22 protein-coding genes are annotated in these 18,653 nt (G+C 72.4%); 12 read left to right on the top strand and 10 right to left on the bottom strand.

The features are described from left to right. Positions 1 to 44: 44 nt before the first annotated feature. On the bottom strand, positions 45 to 1,046 hold the full coding sequence (locus ACFWWU_RS11685; RefSeq protein ID WP_384142611.1) for a GNAT family N-acetyltransferase: 1,002 nt from the start codon (positions 1,044 to 1,046) through the stop codon (positions 45 to 47). A gap of 112 nt (positions 1,047 to 1,158) precedes the next feature. Here ACFWWU_RS11685 and fdxA point away from each other — a divergent pair, with 112 nt between their 5' ends. Then, positions 1,159 to 1,479, top strand: coding sequence for a ferredoxin (gene fdxA / locus ACFWWU_RS11690; RefSeq protein ID WP_015035968.1), 321 nt, complete (start codon positions 1,159 to 1,161; stop codon positions 1,477 to 1,479). An 84-nt stretch (positions 1,480 to 1,563) separates the two neighbouring features. Next, positions 1,564 to 2,658 (top strand): bifunctional succinyldiaminopimelate transaminase/glutamate-prephenate aminotransferase, encoded by a 1,095-nt coding sequence (locus tag ACFWWU_RS11695; RefSeq protein ID WP_384142614.1) that lies wholly within the window; start codon positions 1,564 to 1,566, stop codon positions 2,656 to 2,658. A gap of 156 nt (positions 2,659 to 2,814) precedes the next feature. Here ACFWWU_RS11695 and ACFWWU_RS11700 read toward each other — a convergent pair whose 3' ends face one another. Beyond that, the gene (locus ACFWWU_RS11700; protein ID WP_384142617.1) at positions 2,815 to 3,264 is read right to left on the bottom strand and encodes an ATP-binding protein; all 450 of its coding nucleotides are present in this window, start codon (positions 3,262 to 3,264) and stop codon (positions 2,815 to 2,817) included. Between the two features lie 303 nt (positions 3,265 to 3,567). Continuing rightward, on the bottom strand, positions 3,568 to 4,557 hold the full coding sequence (locus tag ACFWWU_RS11705; RefSeq protein ID WP_384142620.1) for a hypothetical protein: 990 nt from the start codon (positions 4,555 to 4,557) through the stop codon (positions 3,568 to 3,570). 37 nt (positions 4,558 to 4,594) lie between these two features. On the opposite strand from ACFWWU_RS11705, the gene dapE reads away from it, so the two are divergent. Both dapE and ACFWWU_RS11715 read left to right on the top strand, forming a co-directional pair. Next, complete coding sequence (dapE, locus tag ACFWWU_RS11710; RefSeq protein ID WP_384142623.1) at positions 4,595 to 5,698, top strand: succinyl-diaminopimelate desuccinylase; 1,104 nt, start codon at positions 4,595 to 4,597, stop codon at positions 5,696 to 5,698. A gap of 75 nt (positions 5,699 to 5,773) precedes the next feature. Continuing rightward, entirely contained in the window at positions 5,774 to 6,523 is a 750-nt protein-coding gene (locus ACFWWU_RS11715) for a TIGR00730 family Rossman fold protein (RefSeq protein ID WP_384142626.1), read from the top strand. A gap of 170 nt (positions 6,524 to 6,693) precedes the next feature. Here ACFWWU_RS11715 and folP read toward each other — a convergent pair whose 3' ends face one another. Further along, positions 6,694 to 7,554, bottom strand: coding sequence for a dihydropteroate synthase (folP, locus tag ACFWWU_RS11720; protein ID WP_384142629.1), 861 nt, complete (start codon positions 7,552 to 7,554; stop codon positions 6,694 to 6,696). Between the two features lie 102 nt (positions 7,555 to 7,656). Between folP and ACFWWU_RS11725 the strand changes: the two genes are divergently transcribed. Together ACFWWU_RS11725 and ACFWWU_RS11730 are read left to right on the top strand one after the other, a co-directional pair. Beyond that, positions 7,657 to 7,977 carry a hypothetical protein gene (locus ACFWWU_RS11725; RefSeq protein ID WP_384142632.1) on the top strand — a complete coding sequence of 107 codons (321 nt, stop codon included), beginning with the start codon at positions 7,657 to 7,659 and terminating at the stop codon, positions 7,975 to 7,977. Next, a complete protein-coding gene (locus tag ACFWWU_RS11730) occupies positions 7,977 to 8,564 on the top strand; it encodes a DNA-3-methyladenine glycosylase I (protein WP_384142635.1) in 588 nt (195 codons plus the stop codon). The genes ACFWWU_RS11725 and ACFWWU_RS11730 overlap by 1 nt, the downstream gene beginning before the upstream one ends. A gap of 24 nt (positions 8,565 to 8,588) precedes the next feature. On the opposite strand, the gene ACFWWU_RS11735 is transcribed toward ACFWWU_RS11730, so the two are convergent. Beyond that, positions 8,589 to 9,392 carry an enoyl-CoA hydratase/isomerase family protein gene (locus ACFWWU_RS11735; RefSeq protein WP_384142638.1) on the bottom strand — a complete coding sequence of 268 codons (804 nt, stop codon included), beginning with the start codon at positions 9,390 to 9,392 and terminating at the stop codon, positions 8,589 to 8,591. 86 nt (positions 9,393 to 9,478) lie between these two features. Continuing rightward, positions 9,479 to 9,706: a hypothetical protein gene (locus ACFWWU_RS11740; RefSeq protein ID WP_384142641.1), complete on the bottom strand. Its 228-nt coding sequence runs from the start codon at positions 9,704 to 9,706 to the stop codon at positions 9,479 to 9,481. Here ACFWWU_RS11740 and ACFWWU_RS11745 point away from each other — a divergent pair. After that, positions 9,705 to 9,872: a DUF3117 domain-containing protein gene (locus ACFWWU_RS11745; RefSeq protein WP_017239934.1), complete on the top strand. Its 168-nt coding sequence runs from the start codon at positions 9,705 to 9,707 to the stop codon at positions 9,870 to 9,872. The two genes, ACFWWU_RS11740 and ACFWWU_RS11745, sit on opposite strands and share 2 nt — an antisense overlap. A 167-nt stretch (positions 9,873 to 10,039) precedes the next feature. On the opposite strand, the gene ACFWWU_RS11750 is transcribed toward ACFWWU_RS11745, so the two are convergent. Continuing rightward, positions 10,040 to 10,705, bottom strand: coding sequence for an O-methyltransferase (locus ACFWWU_RS11750; protein WP_024759307.1), 666 nt, complete (start codon positions 10,703 to 10,705; stop codon positions 10,040 to 10,042). A gap of 142 nt (positions 10,706 to 10,847) precedes the next feature. Here ACFWWU_RS11750 and sigE point away from each other — a divergent pair, with 142 nt between their 5' ends. The 5 genes from sigE (at position 10,848) to ACFWWU_RS11775 (ending at position 15,559) form a co-directional block, all read left to right on the top strand. Continuing rightward, entirely contained in the window at positions 10,848 to 11,606 is a 759-nt protein-coding gene (gene sigE, locus ACFWWU_RS11755; RefSeq protein WP_384142645.1) for an RNA polymerase sigma factor SigE, read from the top strand. Next, positions 11,603 to 12,538 (top strand): anti-sigma factor family protein, encoded by a 936-nt coding sequence (locus tag ACFWWU_RS11760; RefSeq protein WP_384142648.1) that lies wholly within the window; start codon positions 11,603 to 11,605, stop codon positions 12,536 to 12,538. Before sigE ends, ACFWWU_RS11760 begins: the two co-directional genes overlap by 4 nt. A 75-nt stretch (positions 12,539 to 12,613) precedes the next feature. Next, positions 12,614 to 14,314 (top strand): trypsin-like peptidase domain-containing protein, encoded by a 1,701-nt coding sequence (locus ACFWWU_RS11765; RefSeq protein WP_384142651.1) that lies wholly within the window; start codon positions 12,614 to 12,616, stop codon positions 14,312 to 14,314. A gap of 91 nt (positions 14,315 to 14,405) precedes the next feature. Then, positions 14,406 to 14,858 (top strand): sec-independent translocase, encoded by a 453-nt coding sequence (locus ACFWWU_RS11770; RefSeq protein WP_384142654.1) that lies wholly within the window; start codon positions 14,406 to 14,408, stop codon positions 14,856 to 14,858. Between the two features lie 74 nt (positions 14,859 to 14,932). Beyond that, positions 14,933 to 15,559: a hypothetical protein gene (locus ACFWWU_RS11775; RefSeq protein ID WP_384142657.1), complete on the top strand. Its 627-nt coding sequence runs from the start codon at positions 14,933 to 14,935 to the stop codon at positions 15,557 to 15,559. 60 nt (positions 15,560 to 15,619) lie between these two features. Here the strand turns inward: ACFWWU_RS11775 and ACFWWU_RS11780 are convergent, their stop codons facing one another. The 3 genes from ACFWWU_RS11780 to ACFWWU_RS11790 are packed head-to-tail and all read right to left on the bottom strand — an operon-like array spanning position 15,620 to position 18,637. Beyond that, complete coding sequence (locus tag ACFWWU_RS11780) at positions 15,620 to 16,753, bottom strand: Mrp/NBP35 family ATP-binding protein (RefSeq protein WP_384142660.1); 1,134 nt, start codon at positions 16,751 to 16,753, stop codon at positions 15,620 to 15,622. Between the two features lie 44 nt (positions 16,754 to 16,797). Then, complete coding sequence (locus ACFWWU_RS11785; protein ID WP_384142664.1) at positions 16,798 to 17,364, bottom strand: DUF1003 domain-containing protein; 567 nt, start codon at positions 17,362 to 17,364, stop codon at positions 16,798 to 16,800. Next, the gene (locus ACFWWU_RS11790; protein WP_384142666.1) at positions 17,354 to 18,637 is read right to left on the bottom strand and encodes a magnesium transporter MgtE N-terminal domain-containing protein; all 1,284 of its coding nucleotides are present in this window, start codon (positions 18,635 to 18,637) and stop codon (positions 17,354 to 17,356) included. The genes ACFWWU_RS11785 and ACFWWU_RS11790 overlap by 11 nt, the downstream gene beginning before the upstream one ends. Between the last annotated feature and the right edge of the window lie 16 nt (positions 18,638 to 18,653).

Raw genomic sequence — 18,653 nt, forward strand, 5'->3', positions numbered from 1 at the left:
CGTCCGGTCCGTCGGACCCGGCTCCGTGCTCGGTCACGCCTCCGTCACGCCTCCGCCCATCGGTAGTGGTGGTAGTGGTGGTGGACCGCGAAGCCCATCCCGTCGTACAACGCCCGGGCGCCGTCGTTGTCCGCCTCCACCTGGAGCCAGGCCGCCGACGCGCCCTCGTCGAGCGCCCGCCGGGCGAGTGCCGTCATGACGGACGTCGCCAGGCCCTGCCGCCGGAGGGCGGGGTCGACCTCGACGGCCATGAAGCCCGCCCAGCGGCCGTCGACGACGCAGCGCCCGATCGCCGCCGGCACCTCTCCCGTGCCCGCCACGGACGCGAACCACACACGCGGACCGGAGGTGAGGACCGGCCGTACCGCCGGGCTCGGCTCCCCGAAGCGCTGGTAGCGGAGCAGCCACGACGCGTCGAGCGTGCGCGAGAGGCGTACGGCGGAGACGTCGGCGTCCAGGTCGCCGATCGGGGCGAGCGCCCCGATCCGGACCTCGGCGGAGACCTCGCGCCGCCAGCCGTGCCGGTCGAGCGCCGCGGACAGCAGTTCCTGGGTGCCCTCGGCGCCGGTGGCCGTCTGGACGTACGCGGGGAGCTTCCGGGCCGCGTACCACTCGCGTACGAAGGTCAGGGCCTCCGGCACCGGGAGTCCGGGATCGCCGAGCGGCAGCGCGGAGTTGGCGCGGCGGGTGAATCCGTCGGCGGCTCGCAGGGTCCACTCGCCGAGCTGCTCGCTCTCGACCGGCTGCCAGGCGCGCGCGGTGGCCCGGGCCAGCTCCGGGAAGGTGGCCGAGGGGCCCCTTCGCCGGGCGGGAGCGGGGGGGACGACCTTCCCCGCGACCAGGGAGGTTTCCGCGATCCGGACGGTTTCACCGCTCCTTCGTGTGATCAGCAGCACACCGGAGTCCCACGATGTGAGAACCCCTACCGCGTCCGTGAACTTCCCGCCCGTCGCGGCGGAGTCTGTCACGTACCGAACGGAGACACGTTTTCCCACGTCAGCGCCGGTGATCCGGACCTCAAGGAGTCCTCCTCCGATCAATTCCACAGCTTCTCCGCCCCTCCTGTTCGGATCGTCCCCAAGAACGGAGATACTAGGTGCGGGCATCGACGACGCCGCGCTCCCGCGCAGACCAGCCCTATCGAGGAGGAACGACAGCGTGACCTACGTCATCGCGCAGCCTTGTGTCGACGTCAAGGACAAGGCGTGCATCGAGGAGTGCCCCGTCGACTGCATCTACGAGGGCAAGCGGTCCTTGTACATCCACCCGGACGAATGCGTCGACTGCGGGGCCTGTGAGCCGGTCTGCCCGGTTGAGGCGATCTTCTACGAGGACGACACCCCGGAGGAGTGGAAGGACTACTACAAGGCGAACGTCGAGTTCTTCGACGAGCTCGGTTCGCCCGGTGGTGCCTCCAAGCTCGGCGAGATCGAGCGTGACCACCCCTTCATCGCCGCCCTGCCGCCGCAGAACGGCTGATCGACCGCATCCGGTCCCGTACGGCGTCGGTCGCTGTACGGGACCGAGGCGTTTCCCGTACGTACAGGAAGTGAGAGCCAACCCGTGAGCGCAGTCTCTTCGCGCCTGCCCGTCTTCCCCTGGGACAAGCTGGAGCCGTACAAGAAGACGGCCCTGGCGCACCCGGACGGAATCGTGGACCTCTCGGTCGGCACGCCCGTCGACCCGGTCCCCGCGCTGATCCAGGACGCCCTGGTCGCGGCGGCGGACTCGCCGGGCTATCCCACGGTGTGGGGGACGAAAGAGCTGCGGGACGCGCTCACCGGCTGGTGCGAACGCCGTCTCGGCGCCGTGGACTTCGCCCACGAGAACGTGCTGCCGGTGGTCGGCTCGAAGGAGCTCGTCGCCTGGCTGCCGACGCAGCTGGGCCTGGGGGCCGGCGACCGGGTCGCGTACCCCCGCCTCGCCTACCCGACGTACGAGGTCGGCGCGCGGCTCTGCGGTGCCACGCCCGTCGTCTACGACGACCCGACGGAGCTGGACCCGGCCGGTCTGAAGCTGCTCTGGCTCAACTCCCCGTCCAACCCGACCGGCAAGGTCCTGGGCAAGGACGAGCTGACCCGGATCGTGGCCTGGGCGCGCGAGCACGGCGTCCTCGTCTTCTCCGACGAGTGCTACCTGGAGCTGGGCTGGGAGGCCGACCCGGTCTCCGTCCTGCACCCGGACGTCTGCGGCGGTTCGTACGAGGGGATCGTCGCCGTCCACTCGCTGTCCAAGCGCTCCAACCTGGCCGGCTACCGTGCCGCGTTCATCGCGGGCGACGCGGCGGTCCTCGGTGAGCTGCTGCTGATCCGCAAGCACGGCGGCATGATGACCGCGGCCCCGGTGCAGGCGGCGACGGTCGCCGCGCTCGGTGACGACGCGCACGTGGCCGGGCAGCGGGAGCGGTACGCGGCCCGCCGGGCGGCGCTGCGGGCGGCCCTGGAGGCGCACGGCTTCCGGATCGAGCACAGCGAGGCGAGCCTGTACCTGTGGGCGACCCGGGACGAGCCGTGCTGGGAGACCGTGGCGTACCTGGCGGACAAGGGCATCCTGGTGGCGCCCGGCGACTTCTACGGCGAGGCCGGGGAGCGGTTCGTGCGGGTGGCGTTCACGGCGACGGACGAGCGCGTCGACGCGGCGGTCAAGCGGCTCGGCTAGCGCCGGAGGACCGGGCGGCCGGAGGATCGGGCGGCCGGAGGACCGGACGACCCGACGGACGGGCCTGCCGGATGCGCGGACGGGCCTGCCGGATGTACGTGGGAGGGCCCGGGGAGCACTGATGCTCCCCGGGCCCTCCCGTGTTTCCGTGCCGGATCAGCCGATCGGCAGGCCGCCCAGGGACGGGGCGGCCGGCAGGCCGCCGCCCAGGGCGCCGGCGGCCGGGCCCGTCGCGCTGTCGCCGGCGGCGCCGGCCGTCTTGCCGACGACCTCGCCGGTGCTGCCGGCGGCCTCGCCGGCCACCTGCTGGGCGGCCGGGGTGGCGGTCTTGCCCGCCGCGCCGGCGGTCTTGCCGACGGCCGGGACGGCCGTGCCGACGGCCTGGCTGCCGGTGGCGCCGACGACGCCGGTGGCGGCCTGCGCGCCGCTGTCGACAGCGGTGCCCGCGCCGGCGGCGTCCAGGGCGGTGACGCCACCGAGGGCGTTGGCGGGCGCGATGCTGTGGTCCAGGGCGCTCGCGGAACCGGCCGCACCGACCACGGGGGCTGCTCCGGCCGCGATGAGGAGGGCGGCGCGGGCGATCCGACGGGTCAGGGGGAGGGACATGGTGCTCCTTCGACGGGGTGCGACGAGTGGTGTTCGGACGCAGTGACAACCGGCCCCGGGGTGGGAGAGGTTGCGGCGGTCGAAGGTAAAGGATTGGTAATGCGTCGTATTGTCGGGTGGGGAGGAAAATGGACGAACGTGTCATTGCGTGGGCGTCTGCCGAACCGTCACTTCCCTTGTCCTGTAAGGGAATTGGGGCGGCAGGACGCGACGCGGAAATGACCGCGCGAAGTGCGGGAGAATTTCCCGGGATTCCCTCCGGGCGCATGCCACGGCCGGGTGAACGACCGTACGTGTGACCGGCTACCGCGCGAGCCGGATACGGACCGATCCCGTGTCGGAGACGGCTCCGGAGCCGGTACCGGACGCCGCACCGGCGGAGGCCCCGGAGGACTTCGCCCAGCCGCCGGACGCGTCGCTCGCGCGCCACACCCGGCCCCCGTACGCGACCTCCGTGACGCGCAGCTCGTCCGCCCGCGCCACCGCCCACTGCGCCAGTTCCCAGCCGCGCCGCTCGTCCGACCCGGCACCCGGAGCCGTGCCCGCGTCCGTCGCCGCCCGGACCGGCACCACGAGCACCGGCGGCTCCGAAGCCGACCGTCCCGCGCTCGACCCGCCCGTGACCGCCCTCGGCGCCGCCTTCTCGCCGAAGGCCCGCACCAGCTCCGTACGCACCCGCTCCGGATCGCCCGGCGGGCCCTTCACATCGCTCGCCGTACAGGTGAGCGCGGCCGGCGCCCGACCGGTCAGCGCCGCCGAGAGCAGGGTCGCGTCCGGCTCGTGCTTCGCGTACGCCTGCGGGAAACCGCTCCGCTGCACCTTCTGCGCCGCCACCGTCAGCGGCATCCGCGAGTACCCCGGGACCTTCTCCAGGCCCTCGTAGAACTTCCCCGCCGAGTACACCGGGTCCATGATCTGCGCCGGCGTCCCCCAGCCCTGCGAGGGCCGCTGCTGGAACAGACCGAGCGAGTCCCGGTCGCCGTGCTCGATGTTCCGCAGCGCCGACTCCTGGAGCGCCGTCGCGAGCGCGATCGTCACCGCACGCTCCGGCAGCCCCCGAGAGGTGCCGACCGCCGAGATCGTCGCCGCGTTCGACGCCTGGTCCGGCGTGAACTCGTACCGGTTCTCGCCGGTGCCGACACTGCACCGCGGCGTGCCCCTGCTCCCCGTCACCTGGTGGAAGGCCACGTACGAGGCCAGGCCGAGGAGCGCGGCCAGGGCGGCCGCGGAGCGGGCGAGACGGCCGCGGCGGGCGGGGCGGCCGCGACGGACGGTGCGGGTGGGCTCGGACACGGGCCCACCGTACTGGAGGCCGGGTTAGGGTCGGCACATGGCTGACATCACTCCGTACGAGACCCGGCTGGACCTCTCCCAGGACGGGGCCGCCCTGACCGCCGCCCTCGTCGACTTCCCGTCCGTCAGCGGGACGGAGCAGCCGCTCGCGGACGCCATCGAGCAGGCCCTGCGTGCCCTGCCGCACCTCACCGTCGACCGCCACGGCAACAACGTCGTGGCCCGTACGCACCTCGGCCGCACCGAGCGGGTCGTCCTCGCCGGCCACATCGACACCGTGCCGATCGCCGACAACGTCCCCTCCCGCCTCGACGACGACGGCATCCTGTGGGGCTGCGGCACGACGGACATGAAGTCGGGCGTCGCCGTCCAGCTCCGGATCGCCGCCACGGTGCCCGAGCCCAACCGCGACCTCACCTTCGTCTTCTACGACAACGAAGAGGTGGCCGCCGACCTCAACGGCCTCGGCAAGGTCGCCGCCGCCCACCCCGACTGGCTGGAGGGCGATTTCGCCGTCCTCCTGGAGCCCTCCGACGCGCAGGTCGAGGGCGGCTGCCAGGGCACCCTGCGGGTCATCCTGCACACCGCGGGCGAGCGGGCCCACTCCGCGCGCTCCTGGATGGGCTCCAACGCCATCCACACCGCCGCCCCGATCCTCGCCCGCCTCGCCGCGTACGAGCCGCGCAGGCCGGTCATCGACGGCCTGGAGTACCACGAGGGCCTCAACGCGGTCGCGATCGCGGGCGGCGTCGCCACCAACGTCATCCCCGACGCCTGCACCGTCACGGTCAACTACCGGTACGCCCCCGACCGCTCCCCGGCCGAGGCCCTGGCGCACGTCCGCGAGGTCTTCGCCGACTGCGACATCGCCGACTTCGTCGTCGACGACGAGAGCCCCGGTGCCCTGCCCGGCCTCTCGCACCCGGCCGCCGAGGCCTTCATGAAGGCCGTCGGCGGCAGCGCGCAGCCCAAGTTCGGCTGGACCGATGTCTCCCGCTTCAGCGCCCTCGGCGTGCCGGCCGTCAACTACGGTCCCGGCGATGCCATCTACGCGCACAAGCGCGACGAGCACGTCGCCGTCGACAAGATCCACCACTGTGAGGCACGCCTCCGCGACTGGCTGACCGCCCGACTTCCGTAATTTCGCGTTTCGTCACCTCTGTCGTCCTACGCTGACCGGACCAGAAGATCAGTGGATCGGCGGAGGGAGCAGGCCATGGGCATTCCCGAGGGAATGGCGAAGCCCGAGGAGCAGCGTCTGGGGCCGGTGCTGAGGCGCAGGGATCAGGTCCAGTCGGGCACCACGGACCAGCGGCTGCTCGACACCGAGGGCGACTCGGAGTGGGTGCACACGGACCCCTGGAGGGTCATGCGCATCCAGTCCGAGTTCGTCGAGGGCTTCGGAGCCCTCGCCGAACTGCCGAGCGCGATCAGCGTCTTCGGCTCGGCCCGCACGAGGCCGGACTCGCCCGAGTACGAGGCGGGCGTACGGATCGGCCGGGCGCTCGTCGAGGCCGGTTTCGCGGTCATCACGGGCGGCGGCCCGGGCGCCATGGAGGCGGCCAACAAGGGGGCCCGGGAGGCCAAGGGCGTCTCGGTGGGCCTCGGGATCGAGCTCCCCTTCGAGCAGGGGCTGAACCAGCACGTCGACATCGGCGTGAACTTCCGCTACTTCTTCGTCCGCAAGACGATGTTCGTGAAGTACGCGCAGGGCTTCGTCGTCCTGCCCGGCGGCCTCGGCACCCTCGACGAGCTGTTCGAGGCGCTGACCCTGGTCCAGACCCGCAAGGTCACGCGCTTCCCGATCGTCCTCTTCGGTACGGAGTACTGGAAGGGGCTCGTCGACTGGCTGCGCGACTCGGTCGTCGCGGGAGGCAAGGCGTCGGAGCGCGACCTGCTCCTCTTCCACGTCACGGACGACGTGGAGGAGGCGGTGGCGCTGGTGACGAAGGAGACGGGCAAGTAGAAGTCAGCCCGTATGGGGCCCCTCACGCCCTCAGGGCGTGAGGGGAGTCCGAGGACCGGGGTCCGGGGCGGCAGGTGCCGCCGGTCGGTTGTGCCCACCCGTTCCGCCGGGGCTGGGGCCCCCTCTGGGGGAGGGTGGGCACGACCGACCACCGGTCGGCACCCGCCCCGCTACGCCAGCCCGCGCCGGGCCACGGCGGGAGGCCGGTGTCCGGCGATGGACGCCACCATGTCCAGGACCTGCCGGGTCTCGGCGACCTCGTGCACCCGGTACACCTGGGCCCCCAGCCAAGCCGAAACCGCGGTCGTCGCCAAAGTGCCGAGCACCCGCTCCTTGACCGGCCGGTCGAGCGTCTCGCCGACGAAGTCCTTGTTCGACAGGGAGACGAGCACCGGCCAGCCGGTCTCCGCCATCTCGCCGAGCCGCCGCGTCGCCTCCAGGCTGTGCCGGGTGTTCTTCCCGAAGTCGTGCCCCGGATCGATCATGATCCCGTCGCGCCGCACTCCGAGGGCCACGGCACGCTCCGCGAGCCCCACGGTCACCCGCAGGATGTCGGCCATCACGTCCGCGTACTCGGCCCGGTGCGGCCGCGTCCGCGGCTCTGCGCCGCCCGCGTGCGTACAGACGAGCCCCGCGCCGTACTTCGCGGCGACCTCCGCGAGTCCGGGGTCGACCCCGCCCCACGCGTCGTTCAGGACGTCCGCCCCGGCCTCGCAGACGGCCGCGCCGACGTCCGCCCGCCAGGTGTCCACACTGATCACCACGTCGGGGTGGCGCCTGCGGACCTCGGCGACGAAGCCGACGGTCCGGCGGGCCTCCTCCTCGGCCGTGACCTCCTCGCCGGGGCCCGCCTTCACCCCGCCGATGTCGATGATCGCCGCGCCCTCGGCCACGGCCCGCTCCACGCGGTCGAGCGCCGGCTCGTCCCGGAAGGTGGCGCCCTGGTCGTAGAAGGAATCCGGGGTCCGGTTCACGATCGCCATGATCACCGGCTCGTGCGGCCCGAATTCACGCCGTCCCAAGCGCAGCATCCCTTTTGTCCTCCCTCGCGTCCGTTCGCTGCGACCCTAACCGTCAGTGGCGCATGGCACGATCGGCACGGGACGAATTCCACTCCGGGAAGAGGCGCGCAGGTGTTCTGGTTTCTGCTCATCACGATGGTCGTGGTCGTGGCCGCGGTGACTCTGGCGGTGGTCGGCGGAGGCGACAGCGAGGTGCTGCCGGAGGTGGCACCCGAGCAGCTCGTCGACCCCCTCCCGGCGGCCCGCCCGGTCGACCGCGCCGACGTCGAGGCGCTCCGCCTCCCCGTCGCCGTCCGCGGCTACCGGATGGCGGACGTGGACGACGTCCTGGTCCGCCTCGGCGCCGAGCTCGCCGAGCGGGACTCCCGGATCGCCGAGCTGGAGGAGGCGCTCGCGGGCGCGTCCGCGGGTGACGGAGAGGACGACCGTTGATGACGGAGGGCGGGCCGCTCCCCGGCCCGGACGGGCGGCTGCGCTGCCCCTGGGGCCTGTCGACCGAGGACTACGTGGCCTACCACGACGAGGAGTGGGGCCGCCCGGTCCACGGCGACGACGAGCTCTTCGAACGGCTCTGCCTGGAGGCCTTCCAGTCGGGCCTGTCCTGGATCACGATCCTGCGCCGCCGTGAGGGCTTCCGGCGCGCCTTCGACGGCTTCCGCATCGCCTCCGTCGCCGGCTTCGGCGAGACCGACCGGGAGCGGCTCCTCGCCGACGAGGGCATCATCCGCAACCGCGCCAAGGTCGACGCGACCCTCGCCAACGCCAAGCTGCTCGCCACCTGGTCCCCGGGCGAGCTCGACGCCCTGATCTGGTCCTACGCCCCCGATCCGGCCGGCCGTCCCACCCCGCGCTCGGTCTCCGACGTCCCGGCGGTCACGGACGAGTCCACGGCCCTCGCCAAGGCCCTCAAGAAGCGCGGCATCCGCTTCGTCGGCCCCACCACCGCCTACGCCCTGATGCAGGCGTGCGGCCTGGTCGACGACCACGTGGAGGGGTGCGTGGCCCGGGGCGGGCGGTAAGACACCGCCCCAGGCAGACGCCGGCTAGCGGCCCAGGTAGCGGGGCTTCTCCTTGGCGATGAAGGCGCGGACCGCGATCGTGTGGTCCTCCGAGGCGCCCGCGAGGGACTGCAGCTCGTCCTCCTTCTCCAGGGCCTCGGCGAGCGAGTGGTCCGCGCCGTACGCCAGGGACTCCTTCAGCGCCGCGTACGCCACGGTCGGGCCCTCCGCCAGCTTGCGGGCCACCTTCGCGGCCTCGGCGGCGAGGTCGGCGGCCGGGACCAGGCGGTTCGCGATGCCGAGCTCGTACGCCTCTTGGGCGGTGATCGAGCGCGGGAACAGCAGCAGGTCCGACGCCCGGCTCGCGCCGATCAGCCGGGGGAGCGTCCAGGACATGCCCGAGTCAGAGGTGAGCGCGACGCCCGCGAAGGACGTGTTGAACGCGGCCGTGTCCGCGACGACCCGGTAGTCCGCCGCGAGCGCGAAGCCGAAGCCCGCCCCCGCCGCGACGCCGTTCACGGCCGCCACGACCGGCTTCCGCATGCCGGTGAGGGCCCTGACGATCGGGTTGTAGTGGTCGCGGACCGTGTTCATGGTCTCGCGTGTGCCGGACTCCTGGTCCGCCATGAGCAGGCCCACGTGCTCCTTGAGGTCCTGGCCGACGCAGAACGCCCGGTCGCCGGCCGCGGTGAGCAGGACGGCCCGTACGGCGGTGTCCGCGGCGGCCGTTTCCGCGGCGTCCCGGAGCGCGACCTTCGCCGCCACGTTCATCGCGTTCATGGCCTCGGGCCGGTTGAGCGTGATGGTGGCGAGCCCGTCGCTCACCTCGTACAGGACCGTGTCGGCCATGGGGTTCCCTTCGCTTCTTTGCGCGGTTGACCTGCCCAGCATGGCGGAGATCACCCGCACCGCACATGTGAGCTGCGTCAAAGAATTCAGGGCGTCAGCGCGATCCGGAGCGGCGCAGTATCGCAGCCCGATCGCCGAAATGTGCGGTTTTGAGAGAGCGCGTTGCGCAAGCGATGCAGATCGATGTTGGTCATCGGGTCCTGTGATGCGGGATAATGACCTGGAAGCAATGTGTTCGAAGCCGGTGAAGCGTGCTCCGCATCGAAGAGCTGCCCGGCTGACAATGAGCTGGTTTCAGGAAGGGGATCAAGCATGGCGGCCATGAAGCCGCGGACGGGTGACGGCCCGCTCGAGGTGACCAAGGAGGGGCGGGGCATCGTCATGCGCGTTCCGCTCGAAGGCGGCGGTCGGCTTGTCGTCGAGCTGACCCCGGGTGAGGCCGAGGCGCTGGGCGACGCCCTGAAGAAGGTCGTCGGCTGACCTGATCCTTCACGATTCCTCGCCACTGCCCCGGGACGGTTTCCACCGTGCCGGGGCAGTGGTGTGTCCGAGGCCCTCGGGTTCGGGGCCCTCGGGTCCGGGGCCTCGGTAGGAGTCCAGTTCCGTGGGCCCGGGGAGGGCTGGGGGAGGTCTGGGGCTTCGGAGGGTCAGCCCCGGCGTACGGCGCAGAGCAGGCCGTCGCCCACCGGCAGCAGCGACGGCAGCAGCTCCTGGCTCTCCCGCACCGTGCGCAGCAGCTCGCGGACCCGCAGGACCTCCGCCGGCTGGGCCGCCGAGTCGACCGTCCGGCCGTCCGCGAAGACTCCCTCGAAGCAGACGAGACCGCCCGGTCGCAGCAGGCGCAACGATTCAGCGAGGTAGTCCAGGTACTCCAGACGGTCGCCGTCGCAGAAGACGAGGTCGTATCCACCGTCCGCGAGACGCGGCAGGACGTCGAGGGCGCGGCCGGGGATGAACCGGGCGCGATTGCCGGCGAAGCCCGCCGCGCGGAACGCCGTCTTCGCGAACTGCTGGCGCTCCGGCTGGAGGTCCACCGTCGTCAGGACGCCGTCCGGCCGCATCCCGAGCAGCAGGTAGATGCCCGACACGCCCGTGCCGGTACCGATCTCCGCCACCGCCTTGGCGTCCGCCGTCGCCGCGAGCAGGCGCAGCGCGCCACCGGTGCCGGGCGACACCGAGGGCAGCCCTGCCTCCCGGGCCCGGTCCCGGGCCCAGCGCAGAGCTTCGTCCTCGGCGACAAAGGCGTCGGCGAACGACCAGCTCGTCTGCCGGTTGGCGGTAATGGCCCTCTCCTGTCCCCGTAGTTGACGCAACGGTGACTGTATCCGCTGTCAGCGGGAACCCGCAGATGGGACCGCACGTTCACTGGAGGCAGGACGCGGCCGGCGGCAGCCGGGCGAGCCGGTTCCAAATTCGCGTAAAGATTCTTATCCGGAGCTAACGGGCGAGGTGGCTATGGTAGGGGCTCCGCTGGACACCACCAGAGCCGACAGGGGAGGTGCGGCTGCGCTTGTGGATCGGGGAGGAGTGCTTCGGCGTCTTCTCAGGTCGGCGGGTGAGCCGAAATCCGTGACCGACACCGCTGACCGAATCCGCACCACCGACTCCGCTCCCACCACCGCGACCTTCGCATCGGATGCGGAATCGCAGGCGTGGACTCCGCCCAGCTGGGAGGAGATCGTCAGCACGCACAGTGGCCGGGTCTACCGCCTCGCCTACCGCCTCACCGGCAACCAGCACGACGCCGAGGACCTCACCCAGGAGGTCTTCGTCCGCGTCTTCCGCTCGCTGTCGACGTACACGCCGGGCACCTTCGAGGGCTGGCTGCACCGCATCACCACCAATCTCTTCCTCGACATGGTCCGCCGCAAGCAGCGCATCCGTTTCGACGCGCTCGCCGACGACGCCGCCGAGCGGCTGCCCAGCCGCGAGCCGTCGCCGCAGCAGGTGTTCAACGACACGCACTTCGACGCCGACGTGCAGCAGGCCCTCGACACCCTCGCGCCCGAGTTCCGCGCCGCGGTCGTCCTCTGCGACATCGAAGGACTGTCGTACGAGGAGATCGCCGCGACCCTCGGCGTGAAGCTCGGCACCGTCCGCAGCCGGATCCACCGCGGCCGCTCCCACCTGCGCAAGGCGCTCAAGCACCGCTCGCCCGAGGCCCGGGCGGAGCGTGCGCTCGCTTCCGTCGGATGGGAGGCAGGGACAGCGTGAGCGGCACACGTCCCTCGTCGCCGACCCCCGCAGAACACCACCTCGGGGACCGGCTCGCCGCGCTCGTCGACGGCGAGCTCGGCCACGACGCCCGGGAGCGGGTGCTCGCGCACCTCGCGACCTGTGCACGCTGCAAGGCCGAGGCCGACGCCCAGCGCACCGTGAAGAGCGTCTTCGCCTCCGCGGCGCCTCCGCCCCCCTCGGAGGGCTTCCTCGCCCGGCTCCAGGGGCTCCCCGGGGGACCAGGTGAGCCTTCGGGCGGCTCCGGCGGGCCCGGAGTGCCACGAGGGCCCCTCGAAGAACTGCTCGGCGCGGCGGCGCTGAGGTCCGACGGCTTCGCCACCGCGGCGGTCGTCACCCCGCGCTCCCCGCACCCCGGCACCGGCTTCCGGATCCACGAGGTCGGCGACCGCGCCTCCGGCACGTCCGGGCGCGGCCGGCGCTTCGCCTTCGCGGCGGCCAGCGCGGTCTCCTTCGCGGCGATCGCCCTCGGCGGCGCGCTGCCGGTGGAGACCTCGGTGAGCGCGAGCGGACGCGGCGGGCAGGGCACGGGCAGCGCGGTCACCCCGCTGCGCGCCACGGCCACGGGCGGCGCCCCGGGCACCGGCGGCGTACGCGGTACGCGGTCCGGAGAGCGTTCGGGCGCCCAGTCCGTCGCCGAAGAGCCGCTCACCCCGCTCGCGGCCCGGACCGGCGCCCCCGCCGGCAGGGCTCCCGCGGGCACCGTTCCCTCGGGCGCGGTTCCGCCGGACGCGGTGCGCTCCGGCACGGCTCCGCTGGTGGCCGTGCGCCTCCAGAACCAGGCCATGCGGTCGTTCTTCGCACTCTCGCCGTTCATACGACCGACGGGTCCGGCCCTCGATCTGGCCCTCGTCCCCGGTCCCACCCCGGCGGCGAGCCCGACGAACGCACCGCTCGGCTCCCACCGCTGACCCGCGACCTGGTTGAATCCAGGGACAGGGGCGCCCGAGCCGGGGCGCGGACGGGTCAGCGGTTGCGGGGAGAGCATGGACGACGGGAAGCCGAACTGGTGGAGCCGGCCTTCGACGGCACCGGAGGCGGCGCGGATACCCTCGCCGCCTCCGACCGACGGCGGTGACGACGGTGACGGTGATTTCCCCCTGCCCGCGCCACAGTCGCCGGTCGAGGCCGACGTCCACACCACGGAGATCTCCGCCGTGCCCCGGCCGGAGTCGGAGCCGGACCCGGAGAACGCGCCCGCGCCCGCCGTCCTGCTGACGAAGGCAGAGCCGGCCGACGCTCCCGTGGCCGACGCGCCGCAGCCCCCGGCGGTGGCCGCGCAGCCCGCCCCCCAGCCCCTGCACGCGCCCGACGAGTACCGGACGCCGCCGTACGGCGAGCCCGGCCCGTGGGCGCCCGCGCCGCCCGTGCAGCACCCGGCGCCCCCCGTGCCGCCTCAGGGCCCCGTACCGCCTCAGGCACAGGCTCCCGTGCCGCCCCAGGCACAGGCTCCCGTGCCGCCTCAGAGCCCCGTACCGCCGCAGCAGGGCGGGACCGCCCCGTGGATGCAGTACGACCCCTGGGGCGGGGCCCTCGGCGGCGGCGGTGTCGCACCGGCGCCCGCGAAGAAGTCCCGGAAGGGCCTCGCGCTCGCCGGGGCGCTGGTCTTCGCCCTCGTCACCGGCGTCATCGGCGGCGGCATCGGCGCCTACGTCGAGCGGAACGGCGGACTCACCACCGTCGAGCTGCCCCAGGCCGACGGCGGGGACACCGACCGCGCCCCCGAGAGCGTGGCCGGCATCGCCGCCGGCGCGCTGCCCGGCGTCGTCACCCTGCACGTCAGCGGCGGCGGCTCCTCCGGCACCGGCACCGGCTTCGTCCTGGACGCCAAGGGCCACATCCTGACCAACAATCACGTGGTCGACGCGGCCGAGTCCTCCGGGGACATCACCGTGACCTTCTCCAGCGGCGAGACCGCCCGCGCCAAGATCGTCGGCAAGGACACCGGCTACGACCTCGCCGTCGTCCAGGTCACCGGCGTCTCCGGCCTCAAGGCGCTGCCCCTCGGCAACTCCGACAACGTCCGCGTCGGCGACCCCGTCGTCGCCATCGGCGCGCCCTTCGACCTCTCCAACACCGTGACCTCCGGGATCATCAGCGCCAAGGAGCGCCCGATCACCGCCGGCGGCGAGAAGGGCGACGGCACCGACATCAGCTACGTCGACGCCCTCCAGACCGACGCCCCGATCAACCCCGGCAACTCCGGCGGCCCGCTGCTCGACTCCAAGGGCCGGGTCATCGGCATCAACAGCGCGATCCGCGCCGCCGGCGGTTCCGGCGACGGTGACGGCGGCAGCGCCGGCCAGCCCGGCTCCATCGGCCTCGGCTTCGCCATACCGATCAACCAGGGCAAGCGGGTCGCCGAGGAGCTCATCAACACCGGCAAGGCCACCCACCCCGTCATCGGTGTGAGCCTCGACATGCAGTTCAACGGCGACGGCGCCCGCGTCGGCGAGAAGGGCAAGGACGGCGCCGCCTCCGTCACCCCGGGCGGCCCGGCCGCCGCCGCGGGGCTCCGGCCCGGCGACGTCATCACCAAGGTCGACGGCCAGCGCGTGCACAACGGCGAGGAGTTGATCGTGAAGATCCGCGCCCACCGCCCCGGCGACGAGCTGCGCCTCACCCTCACCCGTGACGGCAAAGAGCTGACCAAGACGTTGACACTCGGTTCGTCGCAGGGCACCTGAGCGCCATGCGGTGGATGTCGGGAGGTACCCGCCGGACAGTTTCGGCGGGTACCGTGGACCGGGCCCTGGACCGGCGTGAAGGAGCTACTAGGTGTTCAGCGACATAGGCGCACTCGAGCTGGTGGCCCTCGTGGTCCTCGCCGTGCTCGTCTTCGGGCCGGACAAGCTCCCGAAGGTCATCCAGGACGTCTCGCGCTTCGTGAAGAAGGTCCGTGACTTCTCGGACAGCGCGAAGGAGGACATCCGCAGCGAGCTGGGACCCGAGTTCAAGGACTTCGAGTTCGAGGACCTCAACCCCAAGACGTTCCTCCGCAAGCAGCTGGAGGGGAACGAGGACCTCCAGGAGCTGAAGGAGCTGCGCGGCTCGTTCGACCTCAAGAAGGAGATGAACGACGTCGCCGACGCGGTCCACAGCCGCGAGCCGCAGCCTTCGGCGGTCAGCGGAGCTGCTTCCGCCGGCACCCCGGACCTCCTGAAGAAGCAGGACAAGCCGACCAATCCGGACACGGTGGAGCGTCCGGCGTACGACTCCGACGCGACCTGACGACGGGCTGTCACGGACCCGACGCGTCCTGGTGGCTATCCTCCCTCTGTTGACGGAACGAGGAGGCGGCCGAGTTGGAGACCACGAGTCGGGTGGAGGGCGTACCGACGGCCCGGCGTACCCCCGAGGGCTATTTGCGCGCGCCCTTCGCCTGGTACGGCCTCGACGAGGCCTTTACCGGGCCGCGCTGGCTGATGCAGGTCGGCACGGCGGCGGACGGCAGCGTGCAGCACGGTTCGACGGGGCACGGTGACGAGCCGTCCATAAAGTCGGACGCGCGGGGCACGGAGAAGGAGCGTTTCGCCGTCGTGGTGACGGTCGCGGCGAGCCCGGTCCGGCGGACCGGGGACGGGACGGGCGTCCTCGACGCCACCACGGTCTCCTCCGCCGCCTGGCTGGCCGGGTCGGGGCTCCTGGTCCACACCTGGCCCGCCTCGCTCGACCACGGGATGCGCGACAACTGGCTGGACCAGCAGACGGAGACGGCCTTCGAGCTCGCCGACGACCTCGACGGGCCCGCCTGGTCGACGCTGTCGCTCCCCGTGGACGGGGTGCCGGTGCCCTTCCACTACCGCGAGTCGGAGTTCGGCTGGGTGCTGGCCGGGTCGGCGGCGGGGGTGCACCTCGGGGCGTACGGGCGGGGGATGAGCGCGTACGGGCTCGGGTTCTCGCAGATCAAGGACCTGGAGGCGTACGCGTAGACGCGGGTACGCGAGAAGGGCGCCCCCCACATGGGGGGCGCCCTTCTCGCGTACCGCTTCTCAGAACTTGTTGCGCGGGGTGATGCCCAGGCTCATGCCCGACAGGCCGCGCTGGCGGCCGCCCAGCTTGCCCGCGATCGCGCGCAGGGCCGCGCCCGCCGGGGAGTCCGGGTCGGACAGGACGACGGGCTTGCCCTCGTCGCCGCCCTCGCGCAGCCGGACGTCGATCGGGATCGAGCCGAGGACGGGGACGGTCGCGCCCGTGGTCCGCGTGAGACCGTCGGCGACCCGCTGGCCGCCGCCCGTGCCGAACACGTCGACCATCTCGTCGCAGTGCGGGCACGGCAGGCCCGCCATGTTCTCGACGACGCCGACGATCTTCTGGTGCGTCTGCACGGCGATCGAGCCGGCCCGCTCGGCGACCTCGGCGGCGGCCTGCTGCGGGGTCGTGACGACCAGGATCTCCGCGTTCGGGACGAGCTGCGCGACCGAGATCGCGATGTCGCCCGTGCCCGGCGGCAGGTCGAGCAGGAGGACGTCCAGGTCGCCCCAGTACACGTCCGCGAGGAACTGCTGGAGCGCACGGTGCAGCATCGGGCCGCGCCACACCACCGGCGCGTTCCCCGGGGTGAACATGCCGATCGAGATGACCTTCACGCCGTGCGCCGACGGCGGCATGATCATGTTCTCGACCTGGGTCGGACGGCCGTCCGCGCCCAGCATCCGCGGCACGCTGTGGCCGTAGATGTCGGCGTCGACGACACCGACCTTCAGACCGTCCGCGGCCATCGCCGCGGCGAGGTTCACGGTCACGGAGGACTTGCCGACGCCGCCCTTGCCGGAGGCGACCGCGTACACCCGGGTCAGCGAGCCCGGCTTCGCGAACGGCACCTCGCGCTCCGCGCCGGTCCCGCGCAGCGCCGCCGCCAGCTCCTTGCGCTGCTCGTCGCTCATCACGTCGAGCGTGACGTCGACGGCGGTGACGCCCTCGACGCCGGAGACGGCCTCGGTCACGCGCTGCGTGATGGTGTCGCGCATCGGGCAGCCGGAGACGGTCAGGTAGACCGTGACGGCGACCCTGCCGTCCGGTTCGATCTCCACCGACTTGACCATGCCGAGCTCAGTGATCGGTTTGTTGATCTCGGGGTCGTTCACCGTCGCCAGTGCTTCGAGCACCGCGTCTTCCATTGCCATACCGACGATGGTACGGCGCCGACCACCGGCCCATGAAAGGGCTGTCAACGGTCGGGTACGTCACTTCCGTGACCTTCGCCGGAGGGGAATAGATCCCGGCGCTCCTCCAGCTCCCTGATCAGGTCCTGGAGCTCCGAGCGGATCCAGTCGCGCGTGGCGACCTCACCGAGGCCCATGCGGAGCGCCGCGATCTCCCGCGTCAGGTACTCGGTGTCCGCGATCGACCGCTCGTTCTGCTTGCGGTCCTGTTCGAGATTGACCCGGTCCCGGTCGTCCTGCCGGTTCTGGGCGAGCAGGATCAGCGGGGCCGCGTACGAGGCCTGGAGGGACAGGGCGAGCGTCAGGAAGATGAACGGGTACTCGTCGAACTTCAGCGACGCCGGGGCGAAGATGTTCCACGCGACCCAGACGATGATGGTCAGGGTCATCCAGACCAGGAAGCGCCCCGTCCCCAGGAAGCGGGCGATCCGCTCGGACGTCCGCCCGAACGCCTCCGGGTCGTACTCCGGCAGGAACCTGGCCCGGCGCTCGCGCGGCAGGTCGAGCCGGATCCGGGCCACCATCGGCCGGTCCCGCTCCCGGTCCCGCTCCTGTCCCCGCTCAGCGGCCATGCCCGCTCCCCTCCTCGTGGAACTCGGTCTCCCGCCAGTCCTCCGGCAGCAGGTGGTCGAGCACGTCGTCGACGGTGACCGCGCCGAGCAGCGAACCGCTCTCGTCCACGACGGGCGCGGCGACCATGTTGTACGCGGCGAGGTAGCTGGTGACGGCGGGCAGCGGGGTGTCCGGGCCGAGCGGCGGCAGGTCGCTGTCGACGAGCGAGCTGACCAGTGTGAAGGGCGGGTCCCGCAGCAGCCGCTGGAAGTGCACCGTGCCCAGGTACTTCCCGGTCGGCGTCTCGTCCGGCGGCCGGCACACGTACACCTGCGCGGCGAGCGCCGGCGACAGGTCCTGCTGGCGCACCCGGGCCAGCGCGTCCGCGACCGTGGCGTCCGGCCGCAGCACGATCGGCTCGGTCGTCATCAGACCGCCGGCCGTCCGCTCCTCGTACGACAGGAGCCGGCGTACGTCGGCGGCCTCGTCGGGCTGCATCAGCGTCAGCAGCCGCTCCTGGTCCTCCTCGGGCAGCTCGGACAGCAGGTCGGCCGCGTCGTCCGGGTCCATCGCCTCCAGGACGTCGGCCGCGCGTTCCTCCTTCAGCTTGCCGAGGATCTCGATCTGGTCGTCCTCGGGCAGCTCCTCGAGGACGTCGGCGAGCCGGTCGTCGTCGAGGGCCGCGGCGACCTCGGCGCGCCGCTTGGGGGAGAGGTGGTGCAGGACGTTGGCGAGGTCGGCCGGGCGCAGCTTCTCGAAGGTGGCGACGAGGCTCTCCGCGCCCTGCCCCTCCTCCTCCAGGGAGAAGCCGGTGACGGCCGACCACTCGACGGTGAACGTCTCGCCCTTGCGGCGCAGCGCCCCGCTCTTGCCGCGCCGGACGAAGACCTTGTCGATCTCCCAGTCGCGGCGGGCGGGCAGCTGCTGGATGGCGATGTCGAGGACGGTGACCTCCTCGCCCTCCTGCCCGTCGGCGCCCACGAGCCGGACGCGCCGGTCGAGGAGTTCGCCGAGGACGAGCCGCTCGGTGGGCCGCTGCTCGAAGCGGCGCATGTTGACCACGCCCGTGGTGATGACCTGGCCGGACTCGACTCCCGTGATGCGGGTCATCGGGACGAACACGCGGCGGCGGCTCAGCACCTCCACGACCATGCCGAGCAGCCGGGGCGGTCTGCGGCCGACGCGGAGCATCGCCACGAGGTCGCTGACGCGGCCGACCTGGTCGCCGACGGGGTCGAAGACGGGGACCCCCGCGAGGTGCGAGACGAAGATCCGGGGGGCGCCTGCCGCCATGCCACGCGCCTCCTCG

This window comes from Streptomyces sp. NPDC058650, from assembly GCF_042717315.1.
GTDB lineage: Bacteria > Actinomycetota > Actinomycetes > Streptomycetales > Streptomycetaceae > Streptomyces.

Coding starts and splice junctions, on each gene's coding strand:
- ACFWWU_RS11700 (WP_384142617.1), bottom strand. CDS start 3,264: ATGTCCCTCCCCCTGACCCGTCGGATCGCCCGCGCCGCCCTCCTCATC.
- dapE (WP_384142623.1), top strand. CDS start 4,595: ATGGCTGACATCACTCCGTACGAGACCCGGCTGGACCTCTCCCAGGAC.
- ACFWWU_RS11715 (WP_384142626.1), top strand. CDS start 5,774: ATGGGCATTCCCGAGGGAATGGCGAAGCCCGAGGAGCAGCGTCTGGGG.
- folP (WP_384142629.1), bottom strand. CDS start 7,554: ATGCTGCGCTTGGGACGGCGTGAATTCGGGCCGCACGAGCCGGTGATC.
- ACFWWU_RS11730 (WP_384142635.1), top strand. CDS start 7,977: ATGACGGAGGGCGGGCCGCTCCCCGGCCCGGACGGGCGGCTGCGCTGC.
- ACFWWU_RS11735 (WP_384142638.1), bottom strand. CDS start 9,392: ATGGCCGACACGGTCCTGTACGAGGTGAGCGACGGGCTCGCCACCATC.
- ACFWWU_RS11745 (WP_017239934.1), top strand. CDS start 9,705: ATGGCGGCCATGAAGCCGCGGACGGGTGACGGCCCGCTCGAGGTGACC.
- ACFWWU_RS11740 (WP_384142641.1), bottom strand. CDS start 9,706: ATGCTTGATCCCCTTCCTGAAACCAGCTCATTGTCAGCCGGGCAGCTC.
- sigE (WP_384142645.1), top strand. CDS start 10,848: ATGGTAGGGGCTCCGCTGGACACCACCAGAGCCGACAGGGGAGGTGCG.
- ACFWWU_RS11765 (WP_384142651.1), top strand. CDS start 12,614: ATGGACGACGGGAAGCCGAACTGGTGGAGCCGGCCTTCGACGGCACCG.
- ACFWWU_RS11780 (WP_384142660.1), bottom strand. CDS start 16,753: ATGGCAATGGAAGACGCGGTGCTCGAAGCACTGGCGACGGTGAACGAC.
- ACFWWU_RS11785 (WP_384142664.1), bottom strand. CDS start 17,364: ATGGCCGCTGAGCGGGGACAGGAGCGGGACCGGGAGCGGGACCGGCCG.
- ACFWWU_RS11790 (WP_384142666.1), bottom strand. CDS start 18,637: ATGGCGGCAGGCGCCCCCCGGATCTTCGTCTCGCACCTCGCGGGGGTC.